General features: G+C 53.7%; 28 protein-coding genes. 9 read left to right on the forward strand and 19 right to left on the reverse strand.

Annotated features, from left to right (window positions below; all coding sequences use genetic code 11):
• Positions 1–108: 108 nt before the first annotated feature.
• On the forward strand, positions 109–1,659 hold the full coding sequence (gene mltF, locus GPJ68_RS18250) for a membrane-bound lytic murein transglycosylase MltF (protein WP_075847631.1): 1,551 nt from the start codon (positions 109–111) through the stop codon (positions 1,657–1,659).
• 48 nt (positions 1,660–1,707) lie between these two features.
• Here the strand turns inward: mltF and tadA are convergent, their stop codons facing one another.
• From tadA to murQ, 4 genes are read right to left on the reverse strand one after another with little or no spacing between them, the layout of a single operon-like run.
• The gene (gene tadA, locus GPJ68_RS18255; protein WP_075847629.1) at positions 1,708–2,244 is read right to left on the reverse strand and encodes a tRNA adenosine(34) deaminase TadA; all 537 of its coding nucleotides are present in this window, start codon (positions 2,242–2,244) and stop codon (positions 1,708–1,710) included.
• A 17-nt stretch (positions 2,245–2,261) separates the two neighbouring features.
• Entirely contained in the window at positions 2,262–2,897 is a 636-nt protein-coding gene (gene yfhb, locus GPJ68_RS18260) for a phosphatidylglycerophosphatase C (RefSeq protein WP_016157167.1), read from the reverse strand.
• Between the two features lie 3 nt (positions 2,898–2,900).
• A complete protein-coding gene (locus tag GPJ68_RS18265; RefSeq protein WP_016157168.1) occupies positions 2,901–4,265 on the reverse strand; it encodes a PTS transporter subunit EIIC in 1,365 nt (454 codons plus the stop codon).
• Between the two features lie 9 nt (positions 4,266–4,274).
• Positions 4,275–5,168, reverse strand: a complete 894-nt coding sequence (murQ, locus tag GPJ68_RS18270) for an N-acetylmuramic acid 6-phosphate etherase (RefSeq protein ID WP_019077406.1) — start codon at positions 5,166–5,168, stop codon at positions 4,275–4,277.
• Positions 5,169–5,285: 117 nt separating this feature from the next.
• On the opposite strand from murQ, the gene GPJ68_RS18275 reads away from it, so the two are divergent.
• Together GPJ68_RS18275 and GPJ68_RS18280 are read left to right on the forward strand one after the other, a co-directional pair.
• Positions 5,286–6,134, forward strand: coding sequence for a MurR/RpiR family transcriptional regulator (locus tag GPJ68_RS18275; RefSeq protein ID WP_016154045.1), 849 nt, complete (start codon positions 5,286–5,288; stop codon positions 6,132–6,134).
• 55 nt (positions 6,135–6,189) lie between these two features.
• Complete coding sequence (locus GPJ68_RS18280; protein WP_003037590.1) at positions 6,190–6,450, forward strand: YfhL family 4Fe-4S dicluster ferredoxin; 261 nt, start codon at positions 6,190–6,192, stop codon at positions 6,448–6,450.
• 40 nt (positions 6,451–6,490) lie between these two features.
• Here the strand turns inward: GPJ68_RS18280 and acpS are convergent, their stop codons facing one another.
• The 12 genes from acpS to rseD form a co-directional block, all read right to left on the reverse strand.
• A complete protein-coding gene (acpS, locus tag GPJ68_RS18285) occupies positions 6,491–6,871 on the reverse strand; it encodes a holo-ACP synthase (protein ID WP_003037588.1) in 381 nt (126 codons plus the stop codon).
• Positions 6,871–7,602 (reverse strand): pyridoxine 5'-phosphate synthase, encoded by a 732-nt coding sequence (gene pdxJ / locus GPJ68_RS18290; protein ID WP_016157172.1) that lies wholly within the window; start codon positions 7,600–7,602, stop codon positions 6,871–6,873. The genes acpS and pdxJ overlap by 1 nt, the downstream gene beginning before the upstream one ends.
• Before the next feature lie 15 nt (positions 7,603–7,617).
• The gene (gene recO, locus GPJ68_RS18295) at positions 7,618–8,346 is read right to left on the reverse strand and encodes a DNA repair protein RecO (protein ID WP_016154047.1); all 729 of its coding nucleotides are present in this window, start codon (positions 8,344–8,346) and stop codon (positions 7,618–7,620) included.
• Positions 8,347–8,478: 132 nt separating this feature from the next.
• Positions 8,479–9,384, reverse strand: coding sequence for a GTPase Era (gene era, locus GPJ68_RS18300; protein ID WP_003037581.1), 906 nt, complete (start codon positions 9,382–9,384; stop codon positions 8,479–8,481).
• Positions 9,381–10,061, reverse strand: coding sequence for a ribonuclease III (gene rnc / locus GPJ68_RS18305; protein WP_003037579.1), 681 nt, complete (start codon positions 10,059–10,061; stop codon positions 9,381–9,383). Before rnc ends, era begins: the two co-directional genes overlap by 4 nt.
• A 269-nt stretch (positions 10,062–10,330) precedes the next feature.
• Positions 10,331–11,305 (reverse strand): signal peptidase I, encoded by a 975-nt coding sequence (gene lepB, locus GPJ68_RS18310; protein WP_016154048.1) that lies wholly within the window; start codon positions 11,303–11,305, stop codon positions 10,331–10,333.
• A 15-nt stretch (positions 11,306–11,320) separates the two neighbouring features.
• Positions 11,321–13,120 (reverse strand): translation elongation factor 4, encoded by a 1,800-nt coding sequence (lepA, locus tag GPJ68_RS18315; RefSeq protein WP_003037577.1) that lies wholly within the window; start codon positions 13,118–13,120, stop codon positions 11,321–11,323.
• A 226-nt stretch (positions 13,121–13,346) separates the two neighbouring features.
• Positions 13,347–13,811 carry a SoxR-reducing system protein RseC gene (gene rseC, locus GPJ68_RS18320; RefSeq protein WP_016157173.1) on the reverse strand — a complete coding sequence of 155 codons (465 nt, stop codon included), beginning with the start codon at positions 13,809–13,811 and terminating at the stop codon, positions 13,347–13,349.
• The gene (rseB, locus tag GPJ68_RS18325; protein ID WP_180836904.1) at positions 13,808–14,764 is read right to left on the reverse strand and encodes a sigma-E factor regulatory protein RseB; all 957 of its coding nucleotides are present in this window, start codon (positions 14,762–14,764) and stop codon (positions 13,808–13,810) included. Before rseB ends, rseC begins: the two co-directional genes overlap by 4 nt.
• Positions 14,764–15,414 carry an anti-sigma-E factor RseA gene (rseA, locus tag GPJ68_RS18330; protein ID WP_019077408.1) on the reverse strand — a complete coding sequence of 217 codons (651 nt, stop codon included), beginning with the start codon at positions 15,412–15,414 and terminating at the stop codon, positions 14,764–14,766. The genes rseB and rseA overlap by 1 nt, the downstream gene beginning before the upstream one ends.
• A gap of 31 nt (positions 15,415–15,445) precedes the next feature.
• A complete protein-coding gene (gene rpoE, locus GPJ68_RS18335; RefSeq protein ID WP_003037573.1) occupies positions 15,446–16,021 on the reverse strand; it encodes an RNA polymerase sigma factor RpoE in 576 nt (191 codons plus the stop codon).
• Complete coding sequence (rseD, locus tag GPJ68_RS18340) at positions 16,018–16,182, reverse strand: rpoE leader peptide RseD (protein ID WP_049259737.1); 165 nt, start codon at positions 16,180–16,182, stop codon at positions 16,018–16,020. Before rseD ends, rpoE begins: the two co-directional genes overlap by 4 nt.
• 263 nt (positions 16,183–16,445) lie before the next feature.
• On the opposite strand from rseD, the gene nadB reads away from it, so the two are divergent.
• Positions 16,446–18,068, forward strand: a complete 1,623-nt coding sequence (gene nadB / locus GPJ68_RS18345; protein ID WP_104651143.1) for an L-aspartate oxidase — start codon at positions 16,446–16,448, stop codon at positions 18,066–18,068.
• Here the strand turns inward: nadB and trmN are convergent.
• Positions 18,053–18,790 carry a tRNA(1)(Val) (adenine(37)-N(6))-methyltransferase TrmN gene (trmN, locus tag GPJ68_RS18350; RefSeq protein ID WP_016154053.1) on the reverse strand — a complete coding sequence of 246 codons (738 nt, stop codon included), beginning with the start codon at positions 18,788–18,790 and terminating at the stop codon, positions 18,053–18,055. The two genes, nadB and trmN, sit on opposite strands and share 16 nt — an antisense overlap.
• 130 nt (positions 18,791–18,920) lie before the next feature.
• On the opposite strand from trmN, the gene srmB reads away from it, so the two are divergent.
• Complete coding sequence (gene srmB, locus GPJ68_RS18355; protein ID WP_016154054.1) at positions 18,921–20,249, forward strand: ATP-dependent RNA helicase SrmB; 1,329 nt, start codon at positions 18,921–18,923, stop codon at positions 20,247–20,249.
• Between the two features lie 112 nt (positions 20,250–20,361).
• Here the strand turns inward: srmB and grcA are convergent, their stop codons facing one another.
• Entirely contained in the window at positions 20,362–20,745 is a 384-nt protein-coding gene (grcA, locus tag GPJ68_RS18360; protein ID WP_003037563.1) for an autonomous glycyl radical cofactor GrcA, read from the reverse strand.
• A gap of 317 nt (positions 20,746–21,062) precedes the next feature.
• Between grcA and ung the strand changes: the two genes are divergently transcribed.
• A complete protein-coding gene (ung, locus tag GPJ68_RS18365) occupies positions 21,063–21,752 on the forward strand; it encodes a uracil-DNA glycosylase (RefSeq protein WP_016154055.1) in 690 nt (229 codons plus the stop codon).
• A 33-nt stretch (positions 21,753–21,785) separates the two neighbouring features.
• On the opposite strand, the gene GPJ68_RS18370 is transcribed toward ung, so the two are convergent.
• Complete coding sequence (locus GPJ68_RS18370) at positions 21,786–22,865, reverse strand: tRNA/rRNA methyltransferase (RefSeq protein WP_046275240.1); 1,080 nt, start codon at positions 22,863–22,865, stop codon at positions 21,786–21,788.
• A gap of 207 nt (positions 22,866–23,072) precedes the next feature.
• Between GPJ68_RS18370 and trxC the strand changes: the two genes are divergently transcribed.
• The 3 genes from trxC (at position 23,073) to pat (ending at position 26,957) form a co-directional block, all read left to right on the forward strand.
• A complete protein-coding gene (gene trxC, locus GPJ68_RS18375) occupies positions 23,073–23,492 on the forward strand; it encodes a thioredoxin TrxC (protein WP_003037559.1) in 420 nt (139 codons plus the stop codon).
• 69 nt (positions 23,493–23,561) lie between these two features.
• Entirely contained in the window at positions 23,562–24,260 is a 699-nt protein-coding gene (gene tapT / locus GPJ68_RS18380; protein WP_104651142.1) for a tRNA-uridine aminocarboxypropyltransferase, read from the forward strand.
• Between the two features lie 36 nt (positions 24,261–24,296).
• Entirely contained in the window at positions 24,297–26,957 is a 2,661-nt protein-coding gene (gene pat, locus GPJ68_RS18385; RefSeq protein WP_180836906.1) for a protein lysine acetyltransferase, read from the forward strand.

A 26,957-nucleotide genomic window follows, 5' to 3' on the forward strand; every position in this document is an offset into this window, starting at 1 on the left:
TGCCAACTGACGCAAGTTTAAGCAAAATGCCGCTCATTAATGACGACTTCACTTCTTAATCATCACCACAGCAGGCAGAGACAACGTACGGTTCAGAGAATTAACTAATTGAAAAAATTAAAGATTAATTATCTGTTCATCGGCATATTAACGCTGTTGTTGGCAGCGGCCCTCTGGCCATCTATTCCCTGGTTCGGTAAAGCCGAAAATCGTATCGCCGCCATTCAGTCGCGGGGAGAACTGCGCGTCAGTACCCTCGACTCGCCGTTAACTTACGCGACCCTCAACGGCAAGAAATTCGGCCTGGATTATGAACTGACTCAGGCGTTCGCCAACTACCTGGGCGTGAAGTTAAAAGTCACCGTGCGCCAGAACATCAGCCAGCTCTTTGACGACCTGGATAACGGCCATGCCGATCTGTTAGCCGCAGGCCTGGTATATAACAGCGAGCGGGTGAAAAATTACCAGCCCGGCCCAACCTACTATTCGGTTTCACAACAGTTGGTGTATCGGGTTGGGCAATACCGCCCGCGTACTCTTGCCACCGTGAACGAAAATCAACTGACCATCGCCCCGGGACACGTGGTGGTTAACGATCTCCAGTTGCTTAAAGAGAATAAATTTCCCGATCTGAGCTGGAAGGTGGATGACAAAAAGGGCACCACTGAACTGCTTGATGATGTTATCGCCGGGAAGCTGGATTACACCATTGCCGATTCCGTCGCCATCAGCTTATACCAACGCGTACATCCTGAACTGGCCGTAGCGCTGGACGTATCTGACGAACAGCCGGTGACCTGGTTTAGTCGCCTGGACGATGACAACACGCTGTCTGCCGCCCTGTTGGATTTTTTTAACACCATGAATGAAGACGGCTCTCTGGCGCGGCTGGAAGAAAAGTATCTCGGGCATGGCGATGATTTTGACTATGTTGATACACGCACCTTTTTACGCGCCGTAGACAGCGTATTGCCGGACCTTAAGCCGCTGTTTGAGAAATATGCTCAGGAGATAGACTGGCGACTGCTCGCCGCAATCTCTTATCAGGAGTCACACTGGGACGCGCAGGCCACTTCCCCGACCGGCGTACGCGGGTTGATGATGCTGACCAAAAATACCGCTCAAAGTCTCGGACTGACCGACCGTACCGATGCCGAACAAAGCATCAGCGGCGGCGCACGGTATTTGCAGGATATGATGAGTAAAGTGCCCGATACCGTCCCCGAAGGGGAACGCATCTGGTTTGCGCTCGCAGCCTACAACATGGGTTATGCGCACATGCTGGATGCACGGGCGCTGACCGTGAAAACCAAAGGCAATCCGAACAGCTGGTCCGACGTAAAACAGCGTCTGCCGCTGCTCAGCCAAAAGCCGTATTACAACAAGCTGACCTATGGTTATGCGCGTGGCCACGAAGCCTACGCTTATGTAGAAAATATCCGTAAGTACCAAATTAGCCTGGTGGGGTATCTGCAGGAGAAAGAAAAACGGGCGCTTGAAACGCAGCAACTGGCGCAGGATTACCCGGCGGTGACGCCGGCAGAGCTATTAGGTAAAGATGAATTGCCGCTTTCGGCGTTTCTGTCTCAGACGTCGTCAAATTACCTGTCGCACTCCCCTTCCCTGCTGTTTTCACCGCAGAAAAAAGAGGGCAAGTAGCCTCGGAAGCCTGATAAGCGCAGCGTCATCAGGCAATTAGACCGGCATTTACAAATTGGCGTTTTTTTTCAGCGCTTTGATTTCCTGACGACGCATGCGAAAGAAATCACTGAGCAACGTAGCGCAGTCATCCCGTAGCACCCCTTCGGTCACCTCCACCCGATGATTCATTCCTGGGTGATGCAGTACATCCATTAATGACCCGGCTGCCCCCGTTTTCGCATCGCGCGCGCCAAAAACGACATGGCCGATACGGCTGTGCACCATCGCGCCTGCGCACATCACACACGGCTCCAGAGTGACATACAGTGTGGTATCCAACAGACGGTAGTTTTGCAGCACCAGGCCGCCCTGACGCAGCGCCATAATTTCAGCGTGGGCAGTCGGATCATGGTGACCAATCGGACGGTTCCAGCCTTCGCCAATCACGCGGTTGTTATGTACCAATACCGCGCCCACCGGGACTTCACGCTCATCCCAGGCTCGCTTAGCCAGCGTTAAAGCATGACGCATCCAGTATTCGTGGCTAAATTCAACTTCAGACAAAGGGGTAACTCCAGTAATCAAAGCGGGCGCATTATACACAGACGCTATCGTTTACTCTATTCGAGTTGTTGCAGCTCTCCGCGCGGCGTGACGCGCCAGCGATGCTGGCAAAAAGAGAGCAGAGGATTGTCCTGATTACTGTCGCTGTAGCCACTGTAAAGCTGAAGCGGCGCACCAATGTGGCGTTCCAGTTGCGTCACTTTCTCATGGCCCAGACAGCGCAGAGGCAGCACCCACCCGCCGAATCCCCGCGCCATTTTACTGGCGATCAGATTGACTCGCGGTAGCCACGGCGTGTCGAAGTACACCTGCTCGACCAGCGACTGCGGGGAGCCAGTGATAAGCCAGATTTCGGCGTCAGAGCTTAACAGGTAGGTTGTCAGCCGCTGTTGCACGAGCGGAAAGGCCGTCACGTTACTGCGAAACCAGCGCACAAAGTCAGCCTGATGCCCTTTCAGACGCGCCTCGCTACGACCAAAAGTGCATCCCCACAACAGCAGGCTCATTGGCCAGCGGGCGGCACGCCCTTGTATCAGCAGCGCCAGCGCAATCACCGGTAGCAGAGGCAGCACAAGCAACGCGTTCAGCGGCTGGCGACGCAGCAGATAACGTATAAAGCTACCGAACATATCCTGCTGGTGTAACGTGCCATCCAAATCAAAAAAAACAACGCGGCGCTGGTGATTGGTCAAACCTTATTCCTCTGGATCGTTGAACCCCAATAGCCAGGTAAACAGGAACCCGGCGATAACTGCTACCAGATAGCCTAACAGATAGAACATCACTTTTCCGGCAACAATCGTCAGTGCCAGCGGCAAACCGGAGATGCCAAAGGTGATAACCGTCGCCACCTTCCAGTAGCTAATCAGCGCCCCGCCTACCGCTCCGCCAAGGCAGGCACCGATAAACGGTTTACCCAACGGCAGCGTGACGCCAAAAATAAGCGGCTCGCCAATACCCAGCAGCCCGACCGGCAGCGCTCCTTTGATCACTTTCTTAAGCCGCGCATTGCGGGTTTTCATCAACACCGCTATCGCAGCCCCTACTTGTCCAACGCCTGCCATCGCCAGGATAGGAAAGAGCGCGTTATAACCGTGTGCCTGTACCAGCTCAACGTGGATGGGCACCAACCCTTGATGAAGTCCGGTGAGCACCAATGGCAGGAAAGTTCCCGCCAGTATCGCACCAACCAGGAACCCGCCGCGGTCGATAGCCCAGGATGCGCCGTGAGCGATAGATTCAGAAATCCAGCCTCCAAGCGGTTGCAGCGCCACAATCGCGATGGCCCCGGTAATGATGGTGGTCAGCAGCGGGTTAAGGATAAGCTCCAGCGATTCCGGCAACAGCTCGCGGAATTTGCGCTCGATCCAACACATCAGCGCAACCACCAGCAGCACTGCGATCACCCCGCCGCGCCCCGGCTGCAACGCTTCGCCAAACAGGGTAATCTGCGCCAGCTGTGGACTGGAGAGGATCCCCGCCATCACCCCGCCCATCGCCAGAGAGCCGCCGAAGACTTTGGCGGTATTCACCCCAACCAGAATATTCATGATGGCAAACACGGCGCTACCAAATATGCCCATCAGCCCCAGCATATTCGGATAATGGGTCGCAAAATCCCCCACGATATCCGGCCGCTTAAGGATGTTTATAATGCCGGTGATCAAACCGGAGGCGATAAACGCCGGAATAAGAGGGATAAAGACGTTCGCCAGCTTGCGCAGCGCATCGCTCATTGGCGCTTTGTACTTCGCTTTGGCCTCTGATTTGGTGCGCTCGATATTATTCACATCTGCACGCTCGCCGCCACCGGCAATCAGGGAGCGCATGGCATCCACCACCTTGGCAGCTTTACCGGGGCCGACGATTATCTGATGCTGCGCGCCCTGCTTCACGTAACCGCTAACACCGGGCAGTTGCCTGAGACGGGGAATATCAATCTGATCGTCATCCTGAACTTCCACCCTGACGCGGGTCATACAGTTTTCCAGGCGCAGAATATTTTGCTCTCCGCCTACGCCCAGCAGAATGTCGCTGGCCAGCACCGCCGTCTTATCCATATACACCTCTTAGTGTTCTAACGCCGCGCGTAAAAAACCCTGGTGAGCGGCAAGCTTTTCACGGGCGGTAGCGGCATCCAGGCCGGTGAGCGCCATTAAAATCGCTGGCTTAACGTCAAAATCAGTCTGCTTTAACAGCGCTTGCGCCTGTTCACGCGCAATGCCGGTGGCTTCAACCACCATACGGCACGCTCGATCGACCAGTTTGACGTTGGTTGCCTGCATATCCACCATCAGGTTCTGGTACACCTTGCCAAATTTCACCATCGCACCGGTGGAGATCATATTGAGCACCAATTTTTGCGCGGTGCCGGATTTCAGCCGTGTTGACCCGGTCAACGCCTCCGGTCCCACCACCGGGGAGATAGCAATATCCGCTTCATGCGCGACAGGAGAATCCGGATTGCAGGAAATAGCCGCCGTCGTACAACCCACCGAACGCGCATATTTCAGCCCGCCAATCACATACGGCGTGCGACCTGAAGCCGCCAGACCAACCACCAGATCCTGTGCGGTAAGGTTGAGTGCGCGCAGATCGTCCTCGCCTAACTGCGGGTTATCTTCCGCGCCTTCTACCGCCTTGAGCAGCGCGCCCGGCCCCCCGGCAATCAGCCCAACCACCAGACCATGCGGTACACCGAAGGTCGGTGGGCACTCAGACGCGTCCAGCACTCCAAGACGTCCGCTGGTACCTGCGCCCATGTAAATAATGCGTCCACCGGCTTTTAACGCGTTGGCTGCCGCATCGACCGCGCACGCAACTTGAGGCAGAGTTGCTTTTACTGCTTCCGCTACCAGCGTATCCTGTTGATTAAATCGATGAACCAACTCCAACGTTGAGAGCGCATCCAGATCCATGGTCTGTGGATTGCGGGTTTCTGAAACTAATGCACCGAGATTCATTTTTTGTTCCTTAGGAATTTTTAATTCATAATAATCTGTCATAATGGAATATTATATTCATCCAGGCGAGTGAAATTTTGTTTTGCAATCGCCATCACGTTTTCGCCAGGAGACAGCATGAACTGTTTAATTCGCATTCGTCAGCGTTACCCGGACCTCGCGCAAAGCGATAAAAAACTTGCGGATTATCTTCTTGCTCAGCCGGATACCGCGCGTCATCTCAGCTCACAGCAGTTGGCCTTTGAAGCAGGCGTCAGCCAGTCCAGCGTGGTGAAGTTCGCGCAAAAGATGGGCTTTAAAGGGTTTCCGGCGCTGAAACTGGCGATTAGCGAAGCGTTGGCCAGCAATCCCAACCCTCATTCCATTCCGGTGCATAATCAGATTCGCGGTGACGACCCCATGCGTATGGTGGGCGAAAAACTGATTAAAGAGAACGTGGCGGCGATGCATGCGACGCTGGACGTCAACAGCGAAGAGAAACTGATAGAGAGCGTCACGATGCTGCGCTCAGCCCGGCGCATTATCCTGACCGGGATTGGCGCATCGGGTCTGGTAGCGCAGAATTTTGCCTGGAAACTGCTAAAGATTGGTTTTAACGCGGTGGTTGAACGCGATATGCACGCCCTGCTGGCGGCGGTGCAGGCGCTTTCACCCAACGATCTGCTGCTGGCCATTTCGTATACCGGAGAACGCCGCGAACTCAACCTGGCTGCGGATGAAACGTTGCGCGCCGGAGCCAAAATTCTCGCCATCACCGGATTTACCCCTAACGCCCTGCAACAGCGCGCAACTCATTGTCTGTACACGATTGCTGAAGAACAGGCCACGCGCAGCGCAGCGATTTCCTCTACCCATGCGCAAATGATGCTCACTGATTTACTGTTTATGGCGCTGGTGCAGCAAGATCTGGAGCATGCCCCGGAACGCATTCGCCACAGCGAAGCACTGGTAAAAAAACTGGTCTGAGCAAAGAATGCGCGTATAATGCCCGCCCGATTTGTGATGTTTTGAGAGTTTCCTGATGGCCCTGTTAATCACTAAAAAGTGTATCAATTGCGATATGTGCGAGCCCGAATGCCCGAATGAGGCGATTTCGATGGGTGACAGCATTTACGAGATTAACAGCGACAAGTGTACGGAATGCGTAGGCCATTACGACACGCCAACCTGTCAGAAGGTGTGCCCGATCCCCAATACTATTTTGAAAGATCCGGCACATGTCGAAACGGAAGAGCAGCTGTGGGATAAGTTTGTACTGATGCACCACGCCGATAAGCTGTAACGTTGCCTGATGACGCTATGCTTATCAGGCCGATGAAACGTTAGCTCTCGATAATCACCGTGGCGCAGGCGTAGTGACGCTCATCGGCCAGCGTCACATGCATATGTGCGACACCGAGTTTTTCCGCCAGTTTTAACGCCTCCCCCCATAACCGCAGACGCGGCTTACCGAGTTCGTCGTTAAAGACTTCAAACTGATTAAACGCCAGACCGTTGCGAATACCGGTACCAAAGGCTTTTGCTGCCGCCTCTTTGACCGCAAAACGCTTCGCCAGAAAGCGCACCGGTTGCTGATGCGTCTCCCAGATTGCCCATTCGTTGTCGCTGAGCACGCGTCTTGCCAGACGGTCGCCGGAACGGGAGATCACCGCTTCGATGCGGGCAATCTCCACGATATCCGTACCTAATCCCAGAATCGCCATTAGCCACGCGCTTCCAGCATCAGGCGCTTCATTTCGACTACTGCATCTTTCAGACCGCTCATCACCGCGCGGCCGATAATGGCATGGCCAATGTTCAACTCGTGCATTTCCGGGATCCGCGCGATGGCTTTAACGTTATGGTACGTCAGGCCGTGCCCCGCATTCACCTTCAGACCAAGGCTGGCGGCAAAGGTCGCCGCTTTGGCGATACGCGCCAGTTCGCTGGCCTGTTCAGCGTCGGTTTTCGCATCGGCGTAACAGCCGGTGTGAATTTCGATGTACGGCGCGCCGACTTCAGCAGCGGCCTTAATCTGTTCGTCATCAGCATCGATAAACAGCGAAACCAGAATGCCTGCGTCCGCCAGGCGTTTGCAGGCATCACGCATCTTGTCACGCTGACCAGCGACGTCCAGGCCACCTTCAGTCGTCACTTCCTGACGTTTTTCCGGCACCAGGCAGCAAAAATGCGGCTTAGTCTCAACGGCAATCGCCAGCATCTCTTCGGTTACCGCCATTTCCAGATTCATACGCGTATCCAGCGTCTGGCGCAAAATGCGCACGTCGCGATCGGTAATATGGCGACGGTCTTCACGCAGGTGCACGGTAATGCCGTCTGCGCCCGCCTGCTCAACGATAAACGCCGCCTGAACCGGGTCAGGGTATGCGGTGCCGCGTGCATTACGTAAAGTGGCAATGTGGTCAATGTTGACGCCTAACAGTAATTCGGCCATGGCAATCCATCCTCGTTAATCATTTTTTGTTTTTACTGCGCGTTTTGGCATAAATTGCCGGAACAGTTCCCGGCTTTTTAACGGCTTACCACCAAGATACGGCTTTAACGCCATGCGGGTAAAGCGTTTCGCGGCGCGAAGCGTATCAGCATCCGGAAATTCCCGCGATTCGAGTGCTTTCAGATGGCGTCCGGTAAAGGTGGCGTTATCAATCACTACGCTTGCGATAAACCCTTTTTCTTCCCGGTAACGATAGGTCATGGTGTCGTCCACCGGCTCGCCACTACCCGCACAGTGGGTAAAATCGACGCCGTACCCCAGATGTCCAAGTAAGGCCAGCTCAAAGCGACGCAGCGCAGGCTCTGGCGAACCCGTCGCGCCAGCCAGCGCCTGAATACAGTTCAGGTAGTCGAAAAAGAGTTCAGAAAAGCGGGTCTCATACTCAAGTACGCGAGAGATAAGCTCGTTGATATACAAGCCGCTGTACAGTGTGATACCGCTAAGAGGAAGAGCCAGAGAAACGGCTTCGGCACTGCGTAAGGTTTTGACCTCACCACGTCCACCAAAGCGAAGCAACAACGGAGTAAAAGGCTGGAGCGCGCCTTTGAGATTAGAACGTTTGGAGCGCGCGCCTTTAGCCACCAGGCGCACACGACCCGATTCTTCCGTGAAGACGTCCAGCACGAGACTGGTTTCGCTCCACGGGCGGCTATGCAGGACAAAAGCGCGTTGCCATCCTTCCATCATACCCGCCGTCTTTCAAGCTGCAGGTGTGTTGGCTGCGCCCACTCACCCCAGTCACTCACTTGAGTAAGCTCCCAAGGATCTGCGGTCTTGCCGCCTTCCTGCACCTCGAAAGCCATAACCTATGAAAAATTAGACGTCGTCGCCGTAACCGAGGCTACGCAGCGCGCGCTCATCATCGGCCCAGCCGGATTTCACTTTCACCCACAGCTCGAGGTGAACGGGCGCTTCGAACATCTCCTGCATGTCTTTACGCGCTTCGATGCCGATGGTTTTAATTTTGGCCCCTTTGTTGCCAATAACCATCTTCTTCTGCCCTTCACGTTCAACGAGGATCAGCCCGTTAATATCGTAACCACCGCGTTCGTTAGAGATAAAACGTTCAATCTCCACGGTAACGGAGTACGGCAGTTCAGCCCCCAGAAAACGCATCAGCTTTTCACGGATGATTTCAGACGCCATAAAGCGCTGAGAACGGTCGGTGATGTAATCTTCCGGGAAGTGATGAATGGCTTCCGGCAGGTGCTTACGCACGATGCCCGCAACGGTATCAACATTCAGGCCGGTTTCGGCAGAAATCGGGACGATATCAAGGAAGTTCATCTGGCTTGCCAGGAACTGCAGGTGCGGCAGTAAATCGGCTTTTTCCTGAACGTTGTCAACTTTGTTCACAGCCAGAATAACCGGGGCTTTACCGTCGCGCAGCTTGTTGAGCACCATTTCGTCGTCCGGCGTCCAGCGGGTGCCTTCCACAACGAAAATAACCAGTTCAACATCACCAATCGAGCTGCTCGCCGCTTTGTTCATCAGGCGGTTGATCGCCCGTTTTTCTTCCATATGCAGGCCCGGGGTATCAACATAAATTGCCTGATACGCACCTTCGGTATGGATGCCAACAATACGGTGACGTGTTGTCTGAGCCTTACGTGAGGTTATGGAAATCTTCTGCCCAAGCAGATTATTCAACAGGGTGGATTTGCCGACGTTCGGGCGACCGACGATGGCAATAAATCCGCAGTAAGTTTTCTCTTCGCTCATTCCAGCTCCAGTTTTTTCAACGCCTGTTCGGCGGCAGCCTGCTCAGCCTTACGACGGCTCGAACCTGTGCCAACCACCGGTTCACTCAGGCCGCTGACCTGGCAGTGGATAGTAAATTCTTGATCGTGTGCTTCACCACGAACCTGCACCACCAGATAGGACGGTAGCGGCAGGTGGCGACCCTGCAAATATTCCTGCAGGCGCGTTTTCGGATCTTTTTGTTTATCGCCTGGGCTAATTTCATCCAGACGAGTCTGATACCAGTTCAGGATCAGTTGTTCAACGGTTTGAATATCGCTGTCGAGGAAGACGCCGCCGATCAAAGCTTCAACGGTATCTGCCAGGATCGATTCACGACGGAAACCGCCGCTTTTCAGCTCGCCTGGCCCCAAACGTAAACATTCACCGAGGTCAAACTCACGGGCTAATTCAGCCAGCGTATTGCCGCGAACCAGCGTCGCGCGCATGCGACTCATATCACCTTCATCCACACGCGGAAAACGGTGATACAGCGCATTAGCGATAACAAAGCTCAGAATAGAGTCGCCTAAAAATTCTAAACGCTCGTTATGTTTGCTGCTGGCGCTACGGTGAGTTAATGCCTGCTGCAACAGCTCCTGATGATTAAAAGTGTAGCCCAGCTTCCGTTGAAGCCGATTAATTACGATGGGGTTCATGCGATACCAATAAATGAATGCGTCAACAATTCAGCACACGAAACAGACCTGATATACGCATTTCGCTTAGCCATCCCGCTTCGGCTGAATGCATTTATACACAAACCAACGCTGTTTCGTGTGCCGTGGCAACCTGTCGGTGCCAACCTCAAACTTCGGGGGAATATTCTATACACAACGACAAGGGATGTCGTTAGTCTGCGGGAATTTATCCGAGAAATAATTCACGCTGTCGCCATAATGACGACAACGTGAACGATTATCAGCGATTAGTGAATGCCACCAATACGGCTTAAGCGCACACCGGTCGGCCATTCGCCTTCTTGCTTATCGAAACTCATCCAGATAGCGGTTGCTTTACCAACCAGATTCGCTTCCGGCACAAATCCCCAGTAACGGCTGTCCGCGCTGTTGTCACGGTTATCACCCATCATGAAGTAGTGTCCCGGCGGGACGATCCAGGTTGCCAACTGCTGGCCTGGCTGGCGGTAATACATCCCCACCTGATCCTGCGCGATTGGCACGGTCAGAATGCGGTGCGTTACCTCACCCAGCGTTTCTTTACGCTCGGAGAGGCGAATACCGTTATCTTTCGTTTCATTCAGCGGAACCTCAAAGAAGCCGCTGGTCGCTTCACCGCCGTTACGACGCGCAAATGTCTGCACAAAATCACTTGGCTGAACATCAGAGTACGTTACCGGCAGCGCGTTTTCACACGCCTGACCGGAACTGCATCCTGGCTGAATAGTTACCTCTTTCGCCACCGGATCGTACGTCACTTTATCTCCCGGTAAACCGACAGCACGTTTGATGTAGTCCAGACGCGGATCTTCCGGGTATTTAAACACCACGATATCACCACGTTTCGGATGGCCGGTTTCGATCAGCGTTTTCTGGTAAATCGGATCTTTAATCCCGTAGGCGAATTTCTCCACCAGGATAAAGTCACCGATAAGCAGTGTCGGCATCATCGAACCAGACGGGATCTGGAACGGCTCATAAATAAATGAACGCACCACCAGCACAATAGCTAAAACCGGGAAAACGGATGCCCCTGTTTCCAGCCAGCCCGGCTTAGGGGCCACTTTTTTCAGCGTTGCTTTATCCAGTGAATCACCTGCAGCAGCTTGCGCTGCTGCCTGACGCTCCCGGCGTTTTGGCGCGAAGATGAATTTATCTACGCACCATAAAATGCCCGTCACCAGTGTGGCAATCACCAGAATCAGGGCAAACATGTTCGCCATGCCAACTCCTTAAGATTATTTGCTGTCTTTACCGACATGCAGAATGGCGAGGAAGGCTTCCTGTGGCAGTTCAACGTTACCGATCTGCTTCATGCGCTTTTTACCCTCTTTCTGTTTTTGCAGCAGCTTTTTCTTACGGCTGATATCGCCACCGTAGCATTTCGCCAGAACGTTTTTACGTAGCTGCTTAACCGTTGAACGCGCGATGATGTGCGTACCAATGGCCGCCTGGATCGCGATATCAAACTGCTGGCGAGGGATCAGATCTTTCATCTTCTCGACCAGTTCACGACCACGGCTCTGGGAGTTGTCGCGGTGGGTAATCAGCGCCAGCGCATCGACACGTTCGTTGTTGATGAGAACATCAACGCGCACCATGTCAGACGCCTGGAAACGTTTGAAGTTATAGTCCAGCGACGCATAGCCGCGAGAAGTTGACTTCAGACGGTCGAAGAAGTCGAGTACCACTTCCGCCATCGGAATTTCATAGGTCAGCGCCACCTGGTTACCGTGGTAAACCATGTTGGTCTGTACGCCGCGCTTCTCGATACACAGCGTGATGACGTTACCGAGGTAAGCCTGCGGCAGCAGCATATGACACTCAGCAATCGGCTCACGCAGTTCGTAAATGTTGTTCAACGGCGGCAGCTTGGACGGGCTATCGACGTAGATCGTCTCTTTCGCCGTGGTTTCGACTTCGTAGACTACGGTCGGCGCGGTAGTGATCAGATCCAGATCGTATTCACGTTCCAGACGTTCCTGAATGATCTCCATGTGCAGCAGACCGAGGAAGCCACAGCGGAAGCCGAAGCCCAGCGCGGTTGAGCTTTCCGGTTCATAGAACAGGGAGGCGTCGTTGAGGCTCAGCTTGCCAAGCGCGTCACGGAAGTTTTCGTAGTCGTCAGAGCTCACCGGGAACAGACCGGCGTAAACCTGCGGCTTCACTTTTTTAAAGCCTGGCAGCGGCTTGTCCGCCGGGTTACGCGCCTGCGTCAGGGTATCGCCAACCGGTGCGCCCAGGATGTCTTTAATCGCACAAACCAACCAACCCACCTCGCCGCATTTCAGCTCGGTACGGTCAACCTGTTTTGGCGTGAAGATACCCAGACGGTCAGCGTTATAGACCTGACCGGTGCTCATCACTTTAATTTTGTCGCCTTTACGCATGGTGCCGTTTTTAATACGCACCAGTGATACGACGCCCAGGTAGTTATCGAACCAGGAGTCGATGATCAGCGCCTGTAACGGACCTTCCGGGTCGCCTTCCGGCGGCGGGATGTCGCGCACCAGACGTTCAAGAACGTCAGTGACGCCTACGCCGGTTTTCGCCGAACAGCGAACGGCATCCGTCGCATCAATACCGACGATATCTTCGATCTCTTCCGCCACACGCTCAGGATCGGCGGCTGGAAGGTCAATTTTGTTCAGTACCGGCACCACTTCCAGATCCATTTCCATGGCGGTATAGCAGTTAGCCAGGGTCTGTGCTTCGACGCCCTGTCCGGCATCAACCACCAGCAGTGCGCCTTCACAGGCAGCAAGCGAGCGGGAAACTTCATACGAGAAGTCAACGTGGCCCGGGGTGTCGATAAAGTTAAGCTGATAGGTTTCACCATCAGATGCTTTGAAATCGAGCGTCACGCTCTGCGCTTTGATAGTAATACCGCGCTCACGCTCAAGATCCATCGAGTCGAGAACCTGCGCTTCCATTTCACGGTCAGACAGGCCACCGCAGATCTGGATAATACGGTCAGACAGCGTCGATTTACCGTGGTCGATGTGAGCTATGATTGAAAAGTTACGTATGTTCTTCATATAGTATAATTATTGTGCCTTACGCCCGCCTGAGCAGGCTCTGAGAAGTCGCTGAGAAGTCGCTGATCTGAGCTTAACGTCTGTTTAAGTGAAACGCCGCATTCTACACTACAACGCTGAGGCGAGGAAATGTTCATAGAGCAAGGATAGCGGGAACTGGAAACAACTTTGCAAAGTCGGTGAAACTTTTGCCGGATGGCGACACAAGCGCCATCCGGCAAAGCTATCACTGTTGGGTTTCGACGCGAATGAGATCGGGTGGGAGAGCAACGTTCAGAATGACCGGCTGCCAGGCTTCGCGCTCAGCAAGCTTACGAGAGTATCCACGGGCAATCAGGAATCCGCCCACGCCCCCCAGCACGGCACCGCTTAATGCCGCAAGGTCGGAACCAAACAGCACCTGGAATAGCGCCGCGAAGAGAAAGAGCCCCGCCAACGGAGACATGTAGACCAACATCGCTGAACCCAGCAGGCTACCCTCGGCAATACCCAGTTCAACTTTTTGACCGGGCGCTAAGGGTTCGTCGCTGGGCACCACGATGGTATGCGTGGTCTGCGGCCCAAGTTTGTTCAGCACGCGGCTCCCGCATCCGGCCCGCGAAGCACAGCTGCTACATGATGCTTTAACATCACAGCTGACCGTCGCCAGACCATTTTGCCAGGAGACGACTGTCGCCCACTCTTTAATCATTGTGCAGCCCTGAACTTAATATTGTCCGCGATACGCTTCGCCGTTTGCGGTGGAAGCTCGCCCACAATCGTAATTTCTGCGTTATCACGCACGCTGGTGCTAACCGTTCTACGCCCGGTTCGCAACAGCTGATCGGCGCTGTTTTGCATCGCACGGTTTACGTTCACGGAGAAACTGAACAGGCCATCAGAATATAGGCGCGATTCGATCGGCATGTTATCCATCGTCGGCAGCGGACGTCGACTGCTGGAAACTTCGCTGAAGCCTTGCGGCAACCACGACGGACTCCAGTTGAAGTTGGTTTTCTCACCCGCAGGAACTGACAGCAACGGCGGTAGATTGGCTTTCGCCAGCGCCTGCATACTATCGCTAACGCCGTTGTTTACGGTAAAGGCGATAACGCGGAACTGTTCCAGCGTCTCACCATCACGGTCGAGAAGATCGACGCGCATCGGCAGCTTAGTCTCCGTGTCCATCCAGACGATATAGCTGTAACGCGTACCGTCACGGGCGACTACGCGGATCACTTCACAGAGCCGATCGACAATGCGGGTGCGACCTACTGAGATAAAGTCATAGTAGGGAGCAAGACGTTTGAAGTCGGTGTAAATCAGAGAGGGCAGAGAGTCAACGATATAGTCGCCGTTCAGCGTGAACGGTTCGAGACCAGGCTCAAAATAGCTGATTTCATTGCCACGCTGCACCACTTCCCGGCGCGGTCCATCCATTTGCAACAGTTGCGCTAGCGGACGGTTATCCAGGCGAGCATGGCGATAACGTAGGGATTCAACACCCTGCTTATTGATGCTGACAAATGACAGCTCATAGGTTAGCGACTGGCTGGCCAGATTCATCTGCTGCAACAACGCCCCGGACGCAGGATTGGCCGAGGCGTTTACAGAGAAAAACAGGCTACCAGCCACAAGTGACATGGCAAACCAAAGTTGCTTCATTACTGCGATTGCGTTCCTAAAGTTTGAATTCCTGGCACCTGCACAGCGGCTTGCTGTGTTTGGGCCTGCTCAAACTGAAGCTGTTCAGAGTGCAGTCGACGTTGCAGTTCGTAGTCCTGCAACATGGCATTAATACGACGACGCTGCTCCTGTACCTGCTGTTGCTGACCGCCGCTGGCCGTCGCGTCAGAGGGTACACCCAAGCTTACCGGACTGGCTTTACCCATCATCGGTAATGTATTAAATACCGGCGTTTCGGGCTGCTGGGACGTTTCAGATTGCCCATTATAGTGCTGGACGCCAACAATAACTGCAAGTGATACACACGCGGCCACACCCATTTGGGTAAGCTGCGCGGCCCACGGACGCATTTTCTTCCAGAATGGCATTTTCTGCCACTGGTGCGGTGCTGGCTGGGCCTCAGGAATCAATGGCACCGTCTGACGTACTGGCTCATCCTGGATGGCAGCCATTACGCGGGCGGAAATATCGAAATGGAGAACGTCGGCGGTATCACCTCGCATGGAATCGCGAATCAGGTGATAACTCTCCCAGGTTTTTTGCATTTCCGGGTCCTGAGTCAGCTCTTTGAGTAACTCAGTATCCAGCGTTTCGCCATCCATTAAAGCGGAAAGTTTTTCTTTCTGCATGCCTAATACCTTTTCCAGTATCCCGCTATCGTCAACGCCTGATAAGCGGTTGAACTTTATTATCAATAGCTTCCCTCGCTCGGAAGATACGTGAACGCACCGTACCCACCGGACAATCCATGATAGCGGCTATCTCTTCATAGCTCAGGCCATCCAACTCCCGCAAGGTTATTGCCATGCGTAAATCTTCCGGGAGGGACTCAATAGTTCGGAAAACTATCTGTCTCAGTTCTTCTGACAACATTAAGTTCTCAGGGTTCGAAATTTCTTTCAGCGCACCGCCACTTTCGTAATTTTCTGCTTCAATCGCATCAATATCACTGGAAGGTGGACGACGCCCCTGAGCGACCAGGTAATTCTTCGCTGTATTGACTGCAATACGATACAGCCAGGTATAAAAAGCACTATCTCCCCGGAACGAGTCCAGCGCACGATAGGCCTTGATAAATGCTTCTTGTACTACATCGGGTACATCGCCCGACGGTACATAGCGAGAAACCAGACTCGCCACCTTATGCTGATAGCGCACTACCAGTAGGTTAAAGGCTTTCTGATCTCCCTTCTGGACCCGTTCTACCAGGACCTGGTCCGTTAACTGCTCGCTCATCCGAGGTAAAGTCTCCCCAAACCAAATTTCCACGCGCCTTCGAAACGCCACTCCATCAGCTTCACTATGAGCAAGCAAATGCTTAGAGTGCTCAAGTTTCGTAAAGTTCCGTTACGCATTGTTTTTTGTTTGTCATGTTGTAGACAGGTCTTATCTCTCATTATAAGTCTACATAATCCGATCGACGCACTATCTGTTTAGAAATGCCCATTTCACCGCTTGCAGAGTAACCCAACGGCCACTTTATTTCATCACATAATCTGGTGCTAACGGCCTGCTTCACAAAATATTTTTGCTCATTTCGTCCTCGTCATGCTTTTTTTTCATATTTAGTCACTGCAACACATTTAAAAATAAAACGTGCAGTATCGCGCAAAGTGGTGCTATGGTGACCAAACACTGTTTAGTAAATTAAACAAAAATCATGAATACGACTCCTGAATTATCCTGTGACGTGCTGATCATTGGCAGCGGGGCTGCCGGACTCTCACTGGCGCTGCGCCTGGCCGAAAAACATCAGGTTATTGTCCTGAGCAAAGGTCCGGTCAGCGAAGGCTCGACATTTTATGCCCAGGGCGGTATTGCCGCGGTGTTTGATGAAACCGACAGCATCGATTCCCACGTTGAAGATACTCTGATTGCCGGGGCCGGCCTGTGCGATCGCCATGCGGTTGAATTTGTCGCCAGCAATGCCCGCACCTGCGTTCAGTGGCTTATCGATCAGGGCGTCTTATTTGATACGCAGGTTCAGCCCAACGGTGAGGAGAGTTATCACCTGACCCGTGAAGGCGGTCATAGCCATCGACGCATTCTGCACTCTGCGGATGCCACCGGTAAAGAAGTCGAAACCACCCTCGTCAGCCAGGCACAAAATCACCCCAACATACGGGTTCTTGAGCGCAGTAATGCCGTCGATCTGATTGTCTCCGATAAAATCGGTCTGCCGGGAACGCGTCGGGTTGTCGGAGCCTGGATCTGGAACCGTAATAAAGAAGCCGTAGAAACCTGCCATGCCAAGTCAGTAGTGTTGGCCACCGGCGGCGCGTCAAAGGTGTACCAATACACCACCAATCCAGATATTTCCTCGGGTGATGGGATTGCGATGGCCTGGCGCGCGGGATGCCGTGTCGCCAACCTGGAATTTAACCAGTTTCACCCGACGGCGCTGTATCATCCGCAGGCGCGCAACTTTCTGCTAACCGAGGCGCTGCGTGGCGAAGGCGCACACCTGAAGCGCCCGGACGGTTCGCGCTTTATGCCCGATTTTGACGAGCGTGGCGAACTGGCTCCCCGCGATATTGTTGCCCGCGCCATTGACCACGAAATGAAGCGCCTGGGCGCTGACTGCATGTTTCTCGACATCAGCCATAAACCGGAAGAATTTGTTCGTCAGCATTTCCCGATGATTTATGAAAAATTGCTGGGGCTGGGCATCGATTTGACTAAAGAGGCGGTTCCCATCGTTCCTGCCGCGCACTATACCTGCGGCGGCGTGATGGTGGATGACTTTGGCCGTACGGATGTCGACGGGCTGTATGCGATCGGCGAAGTGAGTTACACCGGCCTGCATGGAGCCAACCGGATGGCGTCAAACTCATTACTGGAGTGCCTTGTTTACGGCTGGTCCGCGGCTGAAGATATCGACAGGCGAATGCCTTATGCTCGCAGCGTCAGCACCCTCCCGGATTGGGATGAAAGCCGGGTAGAAAACCCGGATGAACTGGTTGTGATTCAGCATAACTGGCATGAGCTGCGGCTATTTATGTGGGATTACGTCGGTATCGTGCGCACAACTAAACGTCTGGAGCGCGCCCTGCGCCGTATCACCATGTTGCAACAGGAAATCGACGAGTATTACGCTCATTTCCGCGTGTCGAACAACTTGCTGGAACTGCGCAATCTGGTGCAGGTTGCTGAGCTGATTGTCCGCTGCGCGATGATGCGTAAAGAGAGTCGGGGCCTGCACTATACGCTGGATTATCCTGAACAGCTTCCAGAGGCGGGCCCGTCCATTCTCTCGCCGCTAAGTCATCACATAAACAGATAAAACGCCTGGGTCAGCGCCGTGTAACCTTCAGAGTAACGTTGGTCTGGCCCACGGATCACCAGCCTGTCACTAAAGCACTCCCCGGCCTGCGGGGAGAATGCCAGCAGTACTCGATTCGGTAGTCGGGCCTCGGTTTCTGCTACATCCGTGCGCAATCGCAGATGCCAGCCCATGCCCAGTGCCTGCTGGGAAAATGCGTTACCAATCTGTTCGGGCAGTACCACACAGAAAAAACCTTCTTCCGTAATGCTGTCTGCCGCCAGCGTCAGCAATACTTGATGATCGAGCGTGGTGGTGTAGCGAGCCTGCTCGCGCTGCGGCGTGGCACATTCCACTCCCTGTTCATAATAGGGAGGGTTGCTGATGATCAAATCAAAGCGCACGGTCTGGCGCGGTACCCACTGCTGCACATCTTCCGTATGAACGTTCACGCGATGCATCCACGGGGATTGCGCGATGTTCTCCTGCGCCTGCTGCGCGGCATCAACATCAAGCTCCACAGCGTCAATGATGACGTTTTCATCTGTGCGCTGGGCCAGCATCAGCGCCAACAGGCCGCTCCCGGTACCAATATCCAGGATCCGCTTTACGCCAGCAACAGGGGCCCAGGCCCCCAATAAAATGCCGTCCGTTCCGACTTTCATTGCACAACGATCGTGTGCCACAAAAAACTGCTTAAAAGTAAATCCATTACGTCTAAGTACGGATGTAGACTGGGGCATGAAGAACAACCTTCCTGGAAAAAAAACGATAACATAGGATAAAAACAATACCTGAGAAGGTATATCCATACAAACAGATGAAGATTGCAGCCGTAACGTCTATAATCAGCGCCCCACTCAGAGGTAGAACATGACTGTAACGACTTTTTCCGAACTTGAACTCGATGAAAGCCTTCTGGATGCCCTCCAGGAAAAAGGTTTCACTCGCCCGACCGCCATTCAGGCTGCCGCCATTCCGCCTGCGCTCGATGGCCGTGATGTACTCGGTTCTGCGCCGACAGGCACCGGTAAAACGGCGGCATATTTGCTGCCAGCGTTGCAGCACCTGCTCGACTTCCCGCGCAAGAAATCTGGCCCGCCGCGCATTTTGATTTTGACACCGACGCGCGAACTGGCGATGCAGGTTGCCGAACACGCCCGTGAACTGGCGAAGAATACGCATCTGGATATCGCCACGATTACCGGCGGCGTGGCTTACATGAACCACATGGAAGTCTTTAGCGAAAACCAGGACATCGTGGTCGCCACTACCGGTCGTCTGCTGCAGTACATTAAAGAAGAAAACTTCGACTGCCATGCGGTTGAGACACTAATCCTCGATGAAGCAGACCGCATGTTGGACATGGGCTTTGCCCAGGACATCGAGCATATCGCTGGAGAAACCCGCTGGCGTAAGCAAACTATGCTGTTCTCCGCCACGCTGGAAGGCGATGCGATCAAAGATTTTGCTGAGCGTCTGCTGGAGGATCCGGTCGAAGTTTCGGCGGATCCGTCTACCCGCGAACGCAAGAAGATTCATCAGTTTTACTACCGTGCCGATGACATCGAGCACAAAACTGCCCTGCTGATCCATTTGTTAAAACAGCCGGAAGCGACCCGCTCGATTGTCTTCGTACGTAAACGCGAGCGTGTGCACGAGCTGGCAGGCTGGCTGCGCCAGGCGGGCATTAATAACTGCTATCTCGAAGGCGAGATGGTGCAGAACAAACGTAATGAAGCGATCAAACGCCTGACCGATGGTCGTGTGAACGTACTGGTAGCAACCGACGTTGCCGCTCGTGGGATCGATATTCCTGACGTCAGCCACGTGTTTAACTTCGACATGCCGCGCAGTGGCGATGCCTATCTGCACCGCATTGGCCGTACCGGTCGTGCAGGCCGTAAAGGTACTGCGATCTCTTTGGTTGAAGCCCACGACCATCTGCTGCTCGGCAAAGCGAGCCGCTATATTGACGAGCCACTGAAAGCACGCGTCATCGACGAACTGCGTCCAACCACGCGCGCGCCAAGTGAGAAATCTAACGGTAAGCCATCCAAGAAAGTGCTGGCGAAGCGCGCCGAGCAAAAAGCAAAAGAGAAAGAGAAACCGCGGGTGAAAAAACGTCACCGCGACGCCAAAAATATCGGCAAACGCCGTAAGCCGAGCGGAGCTGCTACCCAGCAGTCCGACAAAGAGTAAACCGAATGCCGGGCCGTTTAGCCCGGCATTTTTTGTGCACAAAAAAGCGGAAGATACGTTGGCATCTTCCGCTTTCAGATTCTCTGCCAGACGGGGTTATTCCCCGTGAGCCTTACAGGCTCTCAGTAAAGGTACGAGCAATAACGTCGCGCTGCTGTTCTGGCGTCAGAGAGTTGAAACGCACGGCATAACCAGAAACACGGATGGTCAACTGCGGATATTTTTCCGGATGCTTAACCGCATCTTCCAGAGTTTCGCGGCGCAGAACGTTCACGTTCAGGTGCTGACCACCTTCCACACGGACTTCCGGCTGTACGTCTACCGGTACTTCACGGTATTCGATCTCACCCAGTTTGCTGACAGCAACGACTTCATCAGCATTGAAACCTGCTTTCGCAACGATGCAGCGTGCTTCGCCTTTTTCGCTGTCCAGCAGCCAGAAAGAGTTCAGCAGGTCGTCGTTTGCAGCTTTAGTAATCTGGATACCTGTAATCATTTGATGCCTCCCCGGCAAAATTATTTGATCTCGGTTGGCCGTCATCCGGCCAATTGGTAAAACCATTGTTGCTTGAGTGTATATATACCCCTCACACACCCTTGAATCTTTGATTTAAATCAATAAAAACCACACATGAAAAGTGGTGATAGGTGGATTTTATTGTTTTACATCAACTTACGCCACATGCGCAGCTAAACTTTTTACATAAATTTTCAACTATCTTTAAGGGGTAGACCCTTGAGAAACGTACAGAATTTTGCGACGCCGAAAGAAGCAGTTAAGCTAGGGGGATTGAAAATTCGCAGGAGAGCGAGATGGCCACCGAATTAACCTGGCACGATGTGCTGGCAGAAGAGAAACAGCAGCCTTATTTTGTTAACACGCTGCATACTGTGGCGGGCGAGCGTCAGTCAGGTATGACAATTTATCCGCCACAAAAAGATGTATTCAACGCTTTTCGCTTTACCGAACTTGGCGACGTGAAAGTCGTCATCCTGGGGCAGGATCCATACCACGGTCCGGGCCAGGCACACGGTCTCGCGTTTTCTGTCCGCCCCGGTATTGCCACCCCGCCCTCGTTGCTGAACATGTACAAAGAGCTGGAAGCAACGATTCCTGGCTTCACACGCCCAACGCACGGATATCTGGAAAGCTGGGCACGCCAGGGTGTGCTGTTACTCAACACCGTGCTTACCGTCCGTGCCGGGCAGGCACATTCGCACGCCAGTCTGGGATGGGAAACATTTACCGATAAAGTCATCAGCCTGATTAACCAACATCGGGAAGGCGTGGTATTCCTGCTCTGGGGTTCACACGCACAAAAGAAAGGTGCGATTATTGATGCGCAGCGTCACCATGTATTGAAAGCGCCGCACCCATCACCGCTCTCTGCGCATCGCGGTTTCTTTGGCTGCAATCATTTTGTACTGGCTAATGAGTGGCTGGAACAGCGAGGTGAAAAGCCGATTGACTGGACGCCGGTATTACCAGCAGAAAGCGAGTAAAAAAATGCCAGCGAATCGCTGGCATTTTTATTATCAGGCTTTGTTCTGACGCCACCACTCCGCGAGCAGCACGCCGGTCGCGACAGAAACGTTGAGCGTTTCTACGTTGCCCGTACCGTCTATCGCCACGCACAGGTCGTCGGCTGAGCATGCTGCTTCTGGCAGAGCCTCACGCTCACGCCCTAATACCAGCACCATTTTTTCCGGCAACGTGGTAGTAAACAGCGGCTTGCCTTTCACGCTTGAGGTCATCACTACCGTGTAACCCGCATTACGGAAGTCGTCCAGCACATCGACAATACTGTCACCGGTGATCGGCTGAACGTGCTCAGCTCCGCCTTCAGCGGTGCGGATAGCCGCACCTGATTCCAACAGCGCCGCATCCTGTACCACCACGCCTTTCACACCGAAGTGCGCGCAGCTACGCATCATGCCGCCCAGATTGTGCGGGTTAGCAATGTCTTCCAGGGCCAGCACGCAATCCTGCGCCCCGGCCTGACCAACCCACTGCTTAACAGTGGTACCGTTACGTTTTTTGATCAGGAAACAAACGCCGCCATGGTGTTCAGTGCCGGAGGCTTTCGCCAGCTCGGCTTCGTCAACCACGTGGTAGGCTTTGCGGTTCGCCGCCATCCAGCGTAATGCTTCTTTAAAGCGCGGGGTTACGCTCTGAACAAACCAGGCGCGAACAATAGCGTCCGGACGACTCTGGAACAGAGCCTGACAGGCATTCTCACCGTAAACGCGGGTTTCTTCCGCGCGCTGACGACGTAATACTTCAGGATCGATAAAGCTTTTGCCGCTGATACCACCGTGATCGGCTTTGTCTGCTGCATCATCATTCGGTGCGCGGGACACGGTACGCCATGGTGAATCTTCACGTCCACGGTCGCGTTCTACATCGCGGCCACGACCACGTTCACGACCACGTTCGCTGTTCGGACCCTTTCTGTCATCACGGGCAGGGCGACGACCGCCTTCGGCTCGGGAAGTACCGGGGCGACCGCCGCCTTTACCAGTACGTGGATTTTGGGTGCGTTTGTCCGAGTCATCGTCACTGCGGACGTACATCACTTTGACCTTGCCGTTTTTGTTCTTCAGTTCGTCGCTCATGTTTTTCTCCACCTGCTCTGCGCGAAGCGCGAAGATTACCCGATGTGCACGTCGTTAGCCATTATTTCATTTAAAAGCTAAGGACTATTGTACTCATTGAATAAAACGCATTGTTGTTTAGAACAGACTCCCCGATAATATGTAACATAATAGAAACATACTGGCGTTACTGCCGTGAAGTCCACTCCACTCATCCAGAGGTTAGTTATGAATACCGTTTGTACCAGCTGCCAGGCTATCAACCGCATCCCCGACGATCGTGTCCAGGAAGCGGCTAAATGCGGACGCTGTGGTCACGACCTGTTTGATGGGGAGGTGATCAATGCGACCGGTGAAACACTGGATAAACTGTTAAAAGACGATCTCCCGGTGGTGGTTGATTTTTGGGCCCCCTGGTGTGGTCCATGCCGTAACTTCGCCCCGATTTTTGAAGATGTCGCGGAAGAGCGTAGCGGTAAAGTGCGTTTTGTTAAAGTGAATACAGAAGCCGAGCGTGAACTCAGCGCCCGTTTCGGTATCCGCAGCATCCCGACCATTATGATCTTCAGAAAAGGTGAAATCGTCGACATGCTTAATGGCGCCGTACCTAAAGCCCCGTTTGATAGCTGGCTTAACGAATCATTATAATCTCTACGGGGCGCATCTTGTGCCCCGTTTTCACCTCTGCGACAATAGCGTTTTTCAACGTGTTCTCCCATGACCGATAACGCTGTTCTTCAGTTACGCGCTGAGCGCCTCGCGCGCGCCACGCGTCCTTTCCTTGCCCGAGGTAATCGCATTCGCCGCTGTCAGCGCTGCCTGCTGCCACTGAAGCTCTGCTTGTGCGCAACGCTTGTGTCGTCTGAGGCCAAAAGCCGCTTTTGTCTGGTGATGTTTGATACCGAGCCGATGAAGCCCAGCAATACGGGACGTTTGATTGCCGATATTTTGCCCGATACCACGGCTTTTCAGTGGTCACGCACCGAACCGCCACAGGCGCTGCTCGAACTGGTGAAAAATCCGGATTACCAGCCTATGGTTGTATTCCCGGCATCCTATGCGGGCGAAGAGCGTGAAGTGATTTTCGCTCCACCAGCCGGTAAACCGCCGTTGTTTATCATGCTTGATGGTACCTGGCCTGAAGCACGTAAAATGTTCCGTAAAAGCCCGTACCTTGATAACCTGCCGGTGATCTCTGTTGATTTATCGCGACTTTCCGCTTACCACCTGCGTGGCATTCACGCCGAAGGGCAATACTGTACTGCCGAAGTGGCCATCGCGTTGTTGGATCTGGCGGGCGATACGCAAGCTGCGGAGGGGTTGAGCGATCATTTTACTCGCTTTAAAACCCGCTACCTGGCAGGAAAAACTCAACATCAGGGAAGCGTCACAGCAGACTCGCCAGAAAGCGTTTAAAATCATTCGGTCACTGGTGTCATTAAGGAAGCCGATATGAGTCAGCGTGGTCTGGAAGCACTACTGCGACCGAAATCCATTGCGGTGATTGGGGCGTCAATGAAGCCTAATCGCGCAGGTTACCTGATGATGCGTAACCTGCTTGCCGGCGGTTTCTATGGACCTGTTTTACCAGTGACGCCAGCATGGAAAGCGGTGTTGGGCGTCCTGGCCTGGCCCAATATCAACAGCCTGCCTTTTAGCCCAGACCTTGCCGTGTTGTGCACCAATGCCAGCCGCAACCTGCCATTACTCGAAGCGCTTGGCGAGAAAGGCTGTAAAACCTGCATTATTCTTTCAGCTCCCGCATCGCAGCACCTGGAATTGTTGGCCTGCGCCGCACGCTACAACATACGTCTGCTAGGCCCCAACAGCCTGGGACTTCTCGCGCCCTGGCAGGGGCTTAACGCCAGCTTTTCCCCCGTCCCCATCAAGCGCGGTAAGTTGGCATTTATTTCCCAGTCAGCGGCGATTTCCAACACCATTCTGGACTGGGCGCAGCAGCGCGACATGGGTTTTTCCTGGTTTATCGCGCTGGGCGACAGCCTTGATATCGACGTTGATGAACTGCTGGATTACCTGGCGCGCGACAGTAAAACCAGCGCGATATTACTGTATCTCGAACATTTAAGTGATGCCCGGCGCTTTGTCTCCGCCGCCCGTAGCGCCTCGCGCAATAAACCCATTCTGGTGATTAAGAGCGGTCGCAGCCCGGCGGCGCAGCGTTTATTGCATACCAGCGCAGGGATGGACCCAGCGTGGGACGCGGCTATCCAGCGCGCCGGTTTATTACGCGTACAAGACACTCACGAGCTGTTCTCTGCGGTAGAAACCCTGAGCCACATGCGTCCACTGCGCGGCGACAGGCTGATGATCATCAGCAATGGGGCCGCGCCTGCCGCACTGGCATTAGATGAGCTGTGGTCAAAAAATGGCAAGTTGGCGACATTGAGTGAAGATACCTGCCAGAAATTACGCGATGCGTTACCTGAACATATTGATATCGCCAACCCGCTGGATCTGCGTGACGACGCCAGCAGCGAACACTACGTTAAGACGCTGGATATCTTGCTCGCCAGCCAGGATTTCGACGCACTGATGGTGATTCACTCACCCAGCGCAGCCGCCCCGGGAACAGAAAGCGCACAAGCGTTAATCGAGGCGGTAAAACGTCATCCCCGCGGTAAGTTCGTCTCGTTGCTGACCAACTGGTGCGGAGAGTTTTCCTCCCAGGAAGCCCGTAGACTGTTTAGCGAAGCCGGATTACCTACCTACCGCACGCCAGAAGGCACCATCACCGCGTTTATGCATATGGTGGAGTACCGGCGTAACCAGAAGCAACTGCGGGAAACCCCTGCGCTGCCCGACTACCTGACCACCAACACCGCCGAGGCGCATAATCTGTTACAGCAGGCGATTGCTGAAGGAGCAACGTCGCTGGATACCCATGAAGTGCAGCCGATTTTACAAGCCTATGGCTTACACACACTGCCGACGTGGATCGCCAGCGACAGCGCTGAAGCCGTACACATCGCGGAGCAAATCGGTTACCCGGTGGCGCTAAAGCTGCGTTCTCCTGATATCCCGCATAAATCAGAAGTTCAGGGGGTAATGCTCTACCTGCGGACAGCAACAGAGGTGCAGCAGGCAGCCAATGCGATTTTTGATCGGGTAAAAATGGCCTGGCCGCAGGCGCGCATTCACGGTTTATTAGTTCAAAGTATGGCGAATCGCGCTGGCGCTCAGGAGCTGCGCGTCGTCGTTGAACACGACCCGGTATTTGGCCCGTTGATTATGCTTGGTGAAGGCGGAGTTGAGTGGCGACCAGAAGAGCAAGCCGTGGTGGCGTTGCCGCCATTGAACATGAATCTGGCGCGTTATCTGGTGATCCAGGGGATCAAAAATAAAAAGATCCGCGCTCGCAGCGCATTACGCCCATTGGATATCGCCGGGTTAAGTCAGCTTCTGGTGCAGGTCTCCAATCTGATCGTCGATTGCCCGGAAATTCAGCGTCTGGATATTCATCCGCTGTTGGCCTCCGCCGGTGAATTTACCGCGCTGGATGTCACGCTGGACATTGCCCCTTTCACGGGCGATAACGAAAGCAGACTGGCTATACGTCCCTACCCCCATCAGCTTGAAGAATGGGTGGAGTTGAAGAACGGCGAGCGTTGCTTGTTCCGCCCTATTTTGCCCGAGGATGAACCTCATCTGCAGCAGTTCATTTCTCAGGTAACAAAAGAAGATCTTTATTATCGCTATTTCAGTGAGATCAACGAATTTACCCACGAAGATTTAGCCAATATGACGCAGATCGACTACGATCGGGAAATGGCCTTTGTTGCGGTACGCTGTAAAAACAATCAGCAAGAGATCCTCGGCGTAACGCGAGCAATCTCGGATCCTGATAACATTGACGCCGAGTTCGCCGTGCTGGTTCGTTCAGATCTCAAAGGGCTTGGACTGGGTCGCCGGTTGATGGAAAAATTAATTGCATATACCCGAGATCACGGACTTAGACGTTTGAATGGTATTACGATGCCAAACAATCGTGGGATGGTCGCCCTGGCCCGGAAACTCGGGTTCGCTGTTGACGTCCAACTCGAAGAGGGAATTGTTGGGCTAACGCTTAATCTGGCCCAATTTGAGGAATCGTGA

Source organism: Citrobacter sp. 172116965, assembly GCF_013458095.1.
GTDB lineage: Bacteria > Pseudomonadota > Gammaproteobacteria > Enterobacterales > Enterobacteriaceae > Citrobacter > Citrobacter braakii.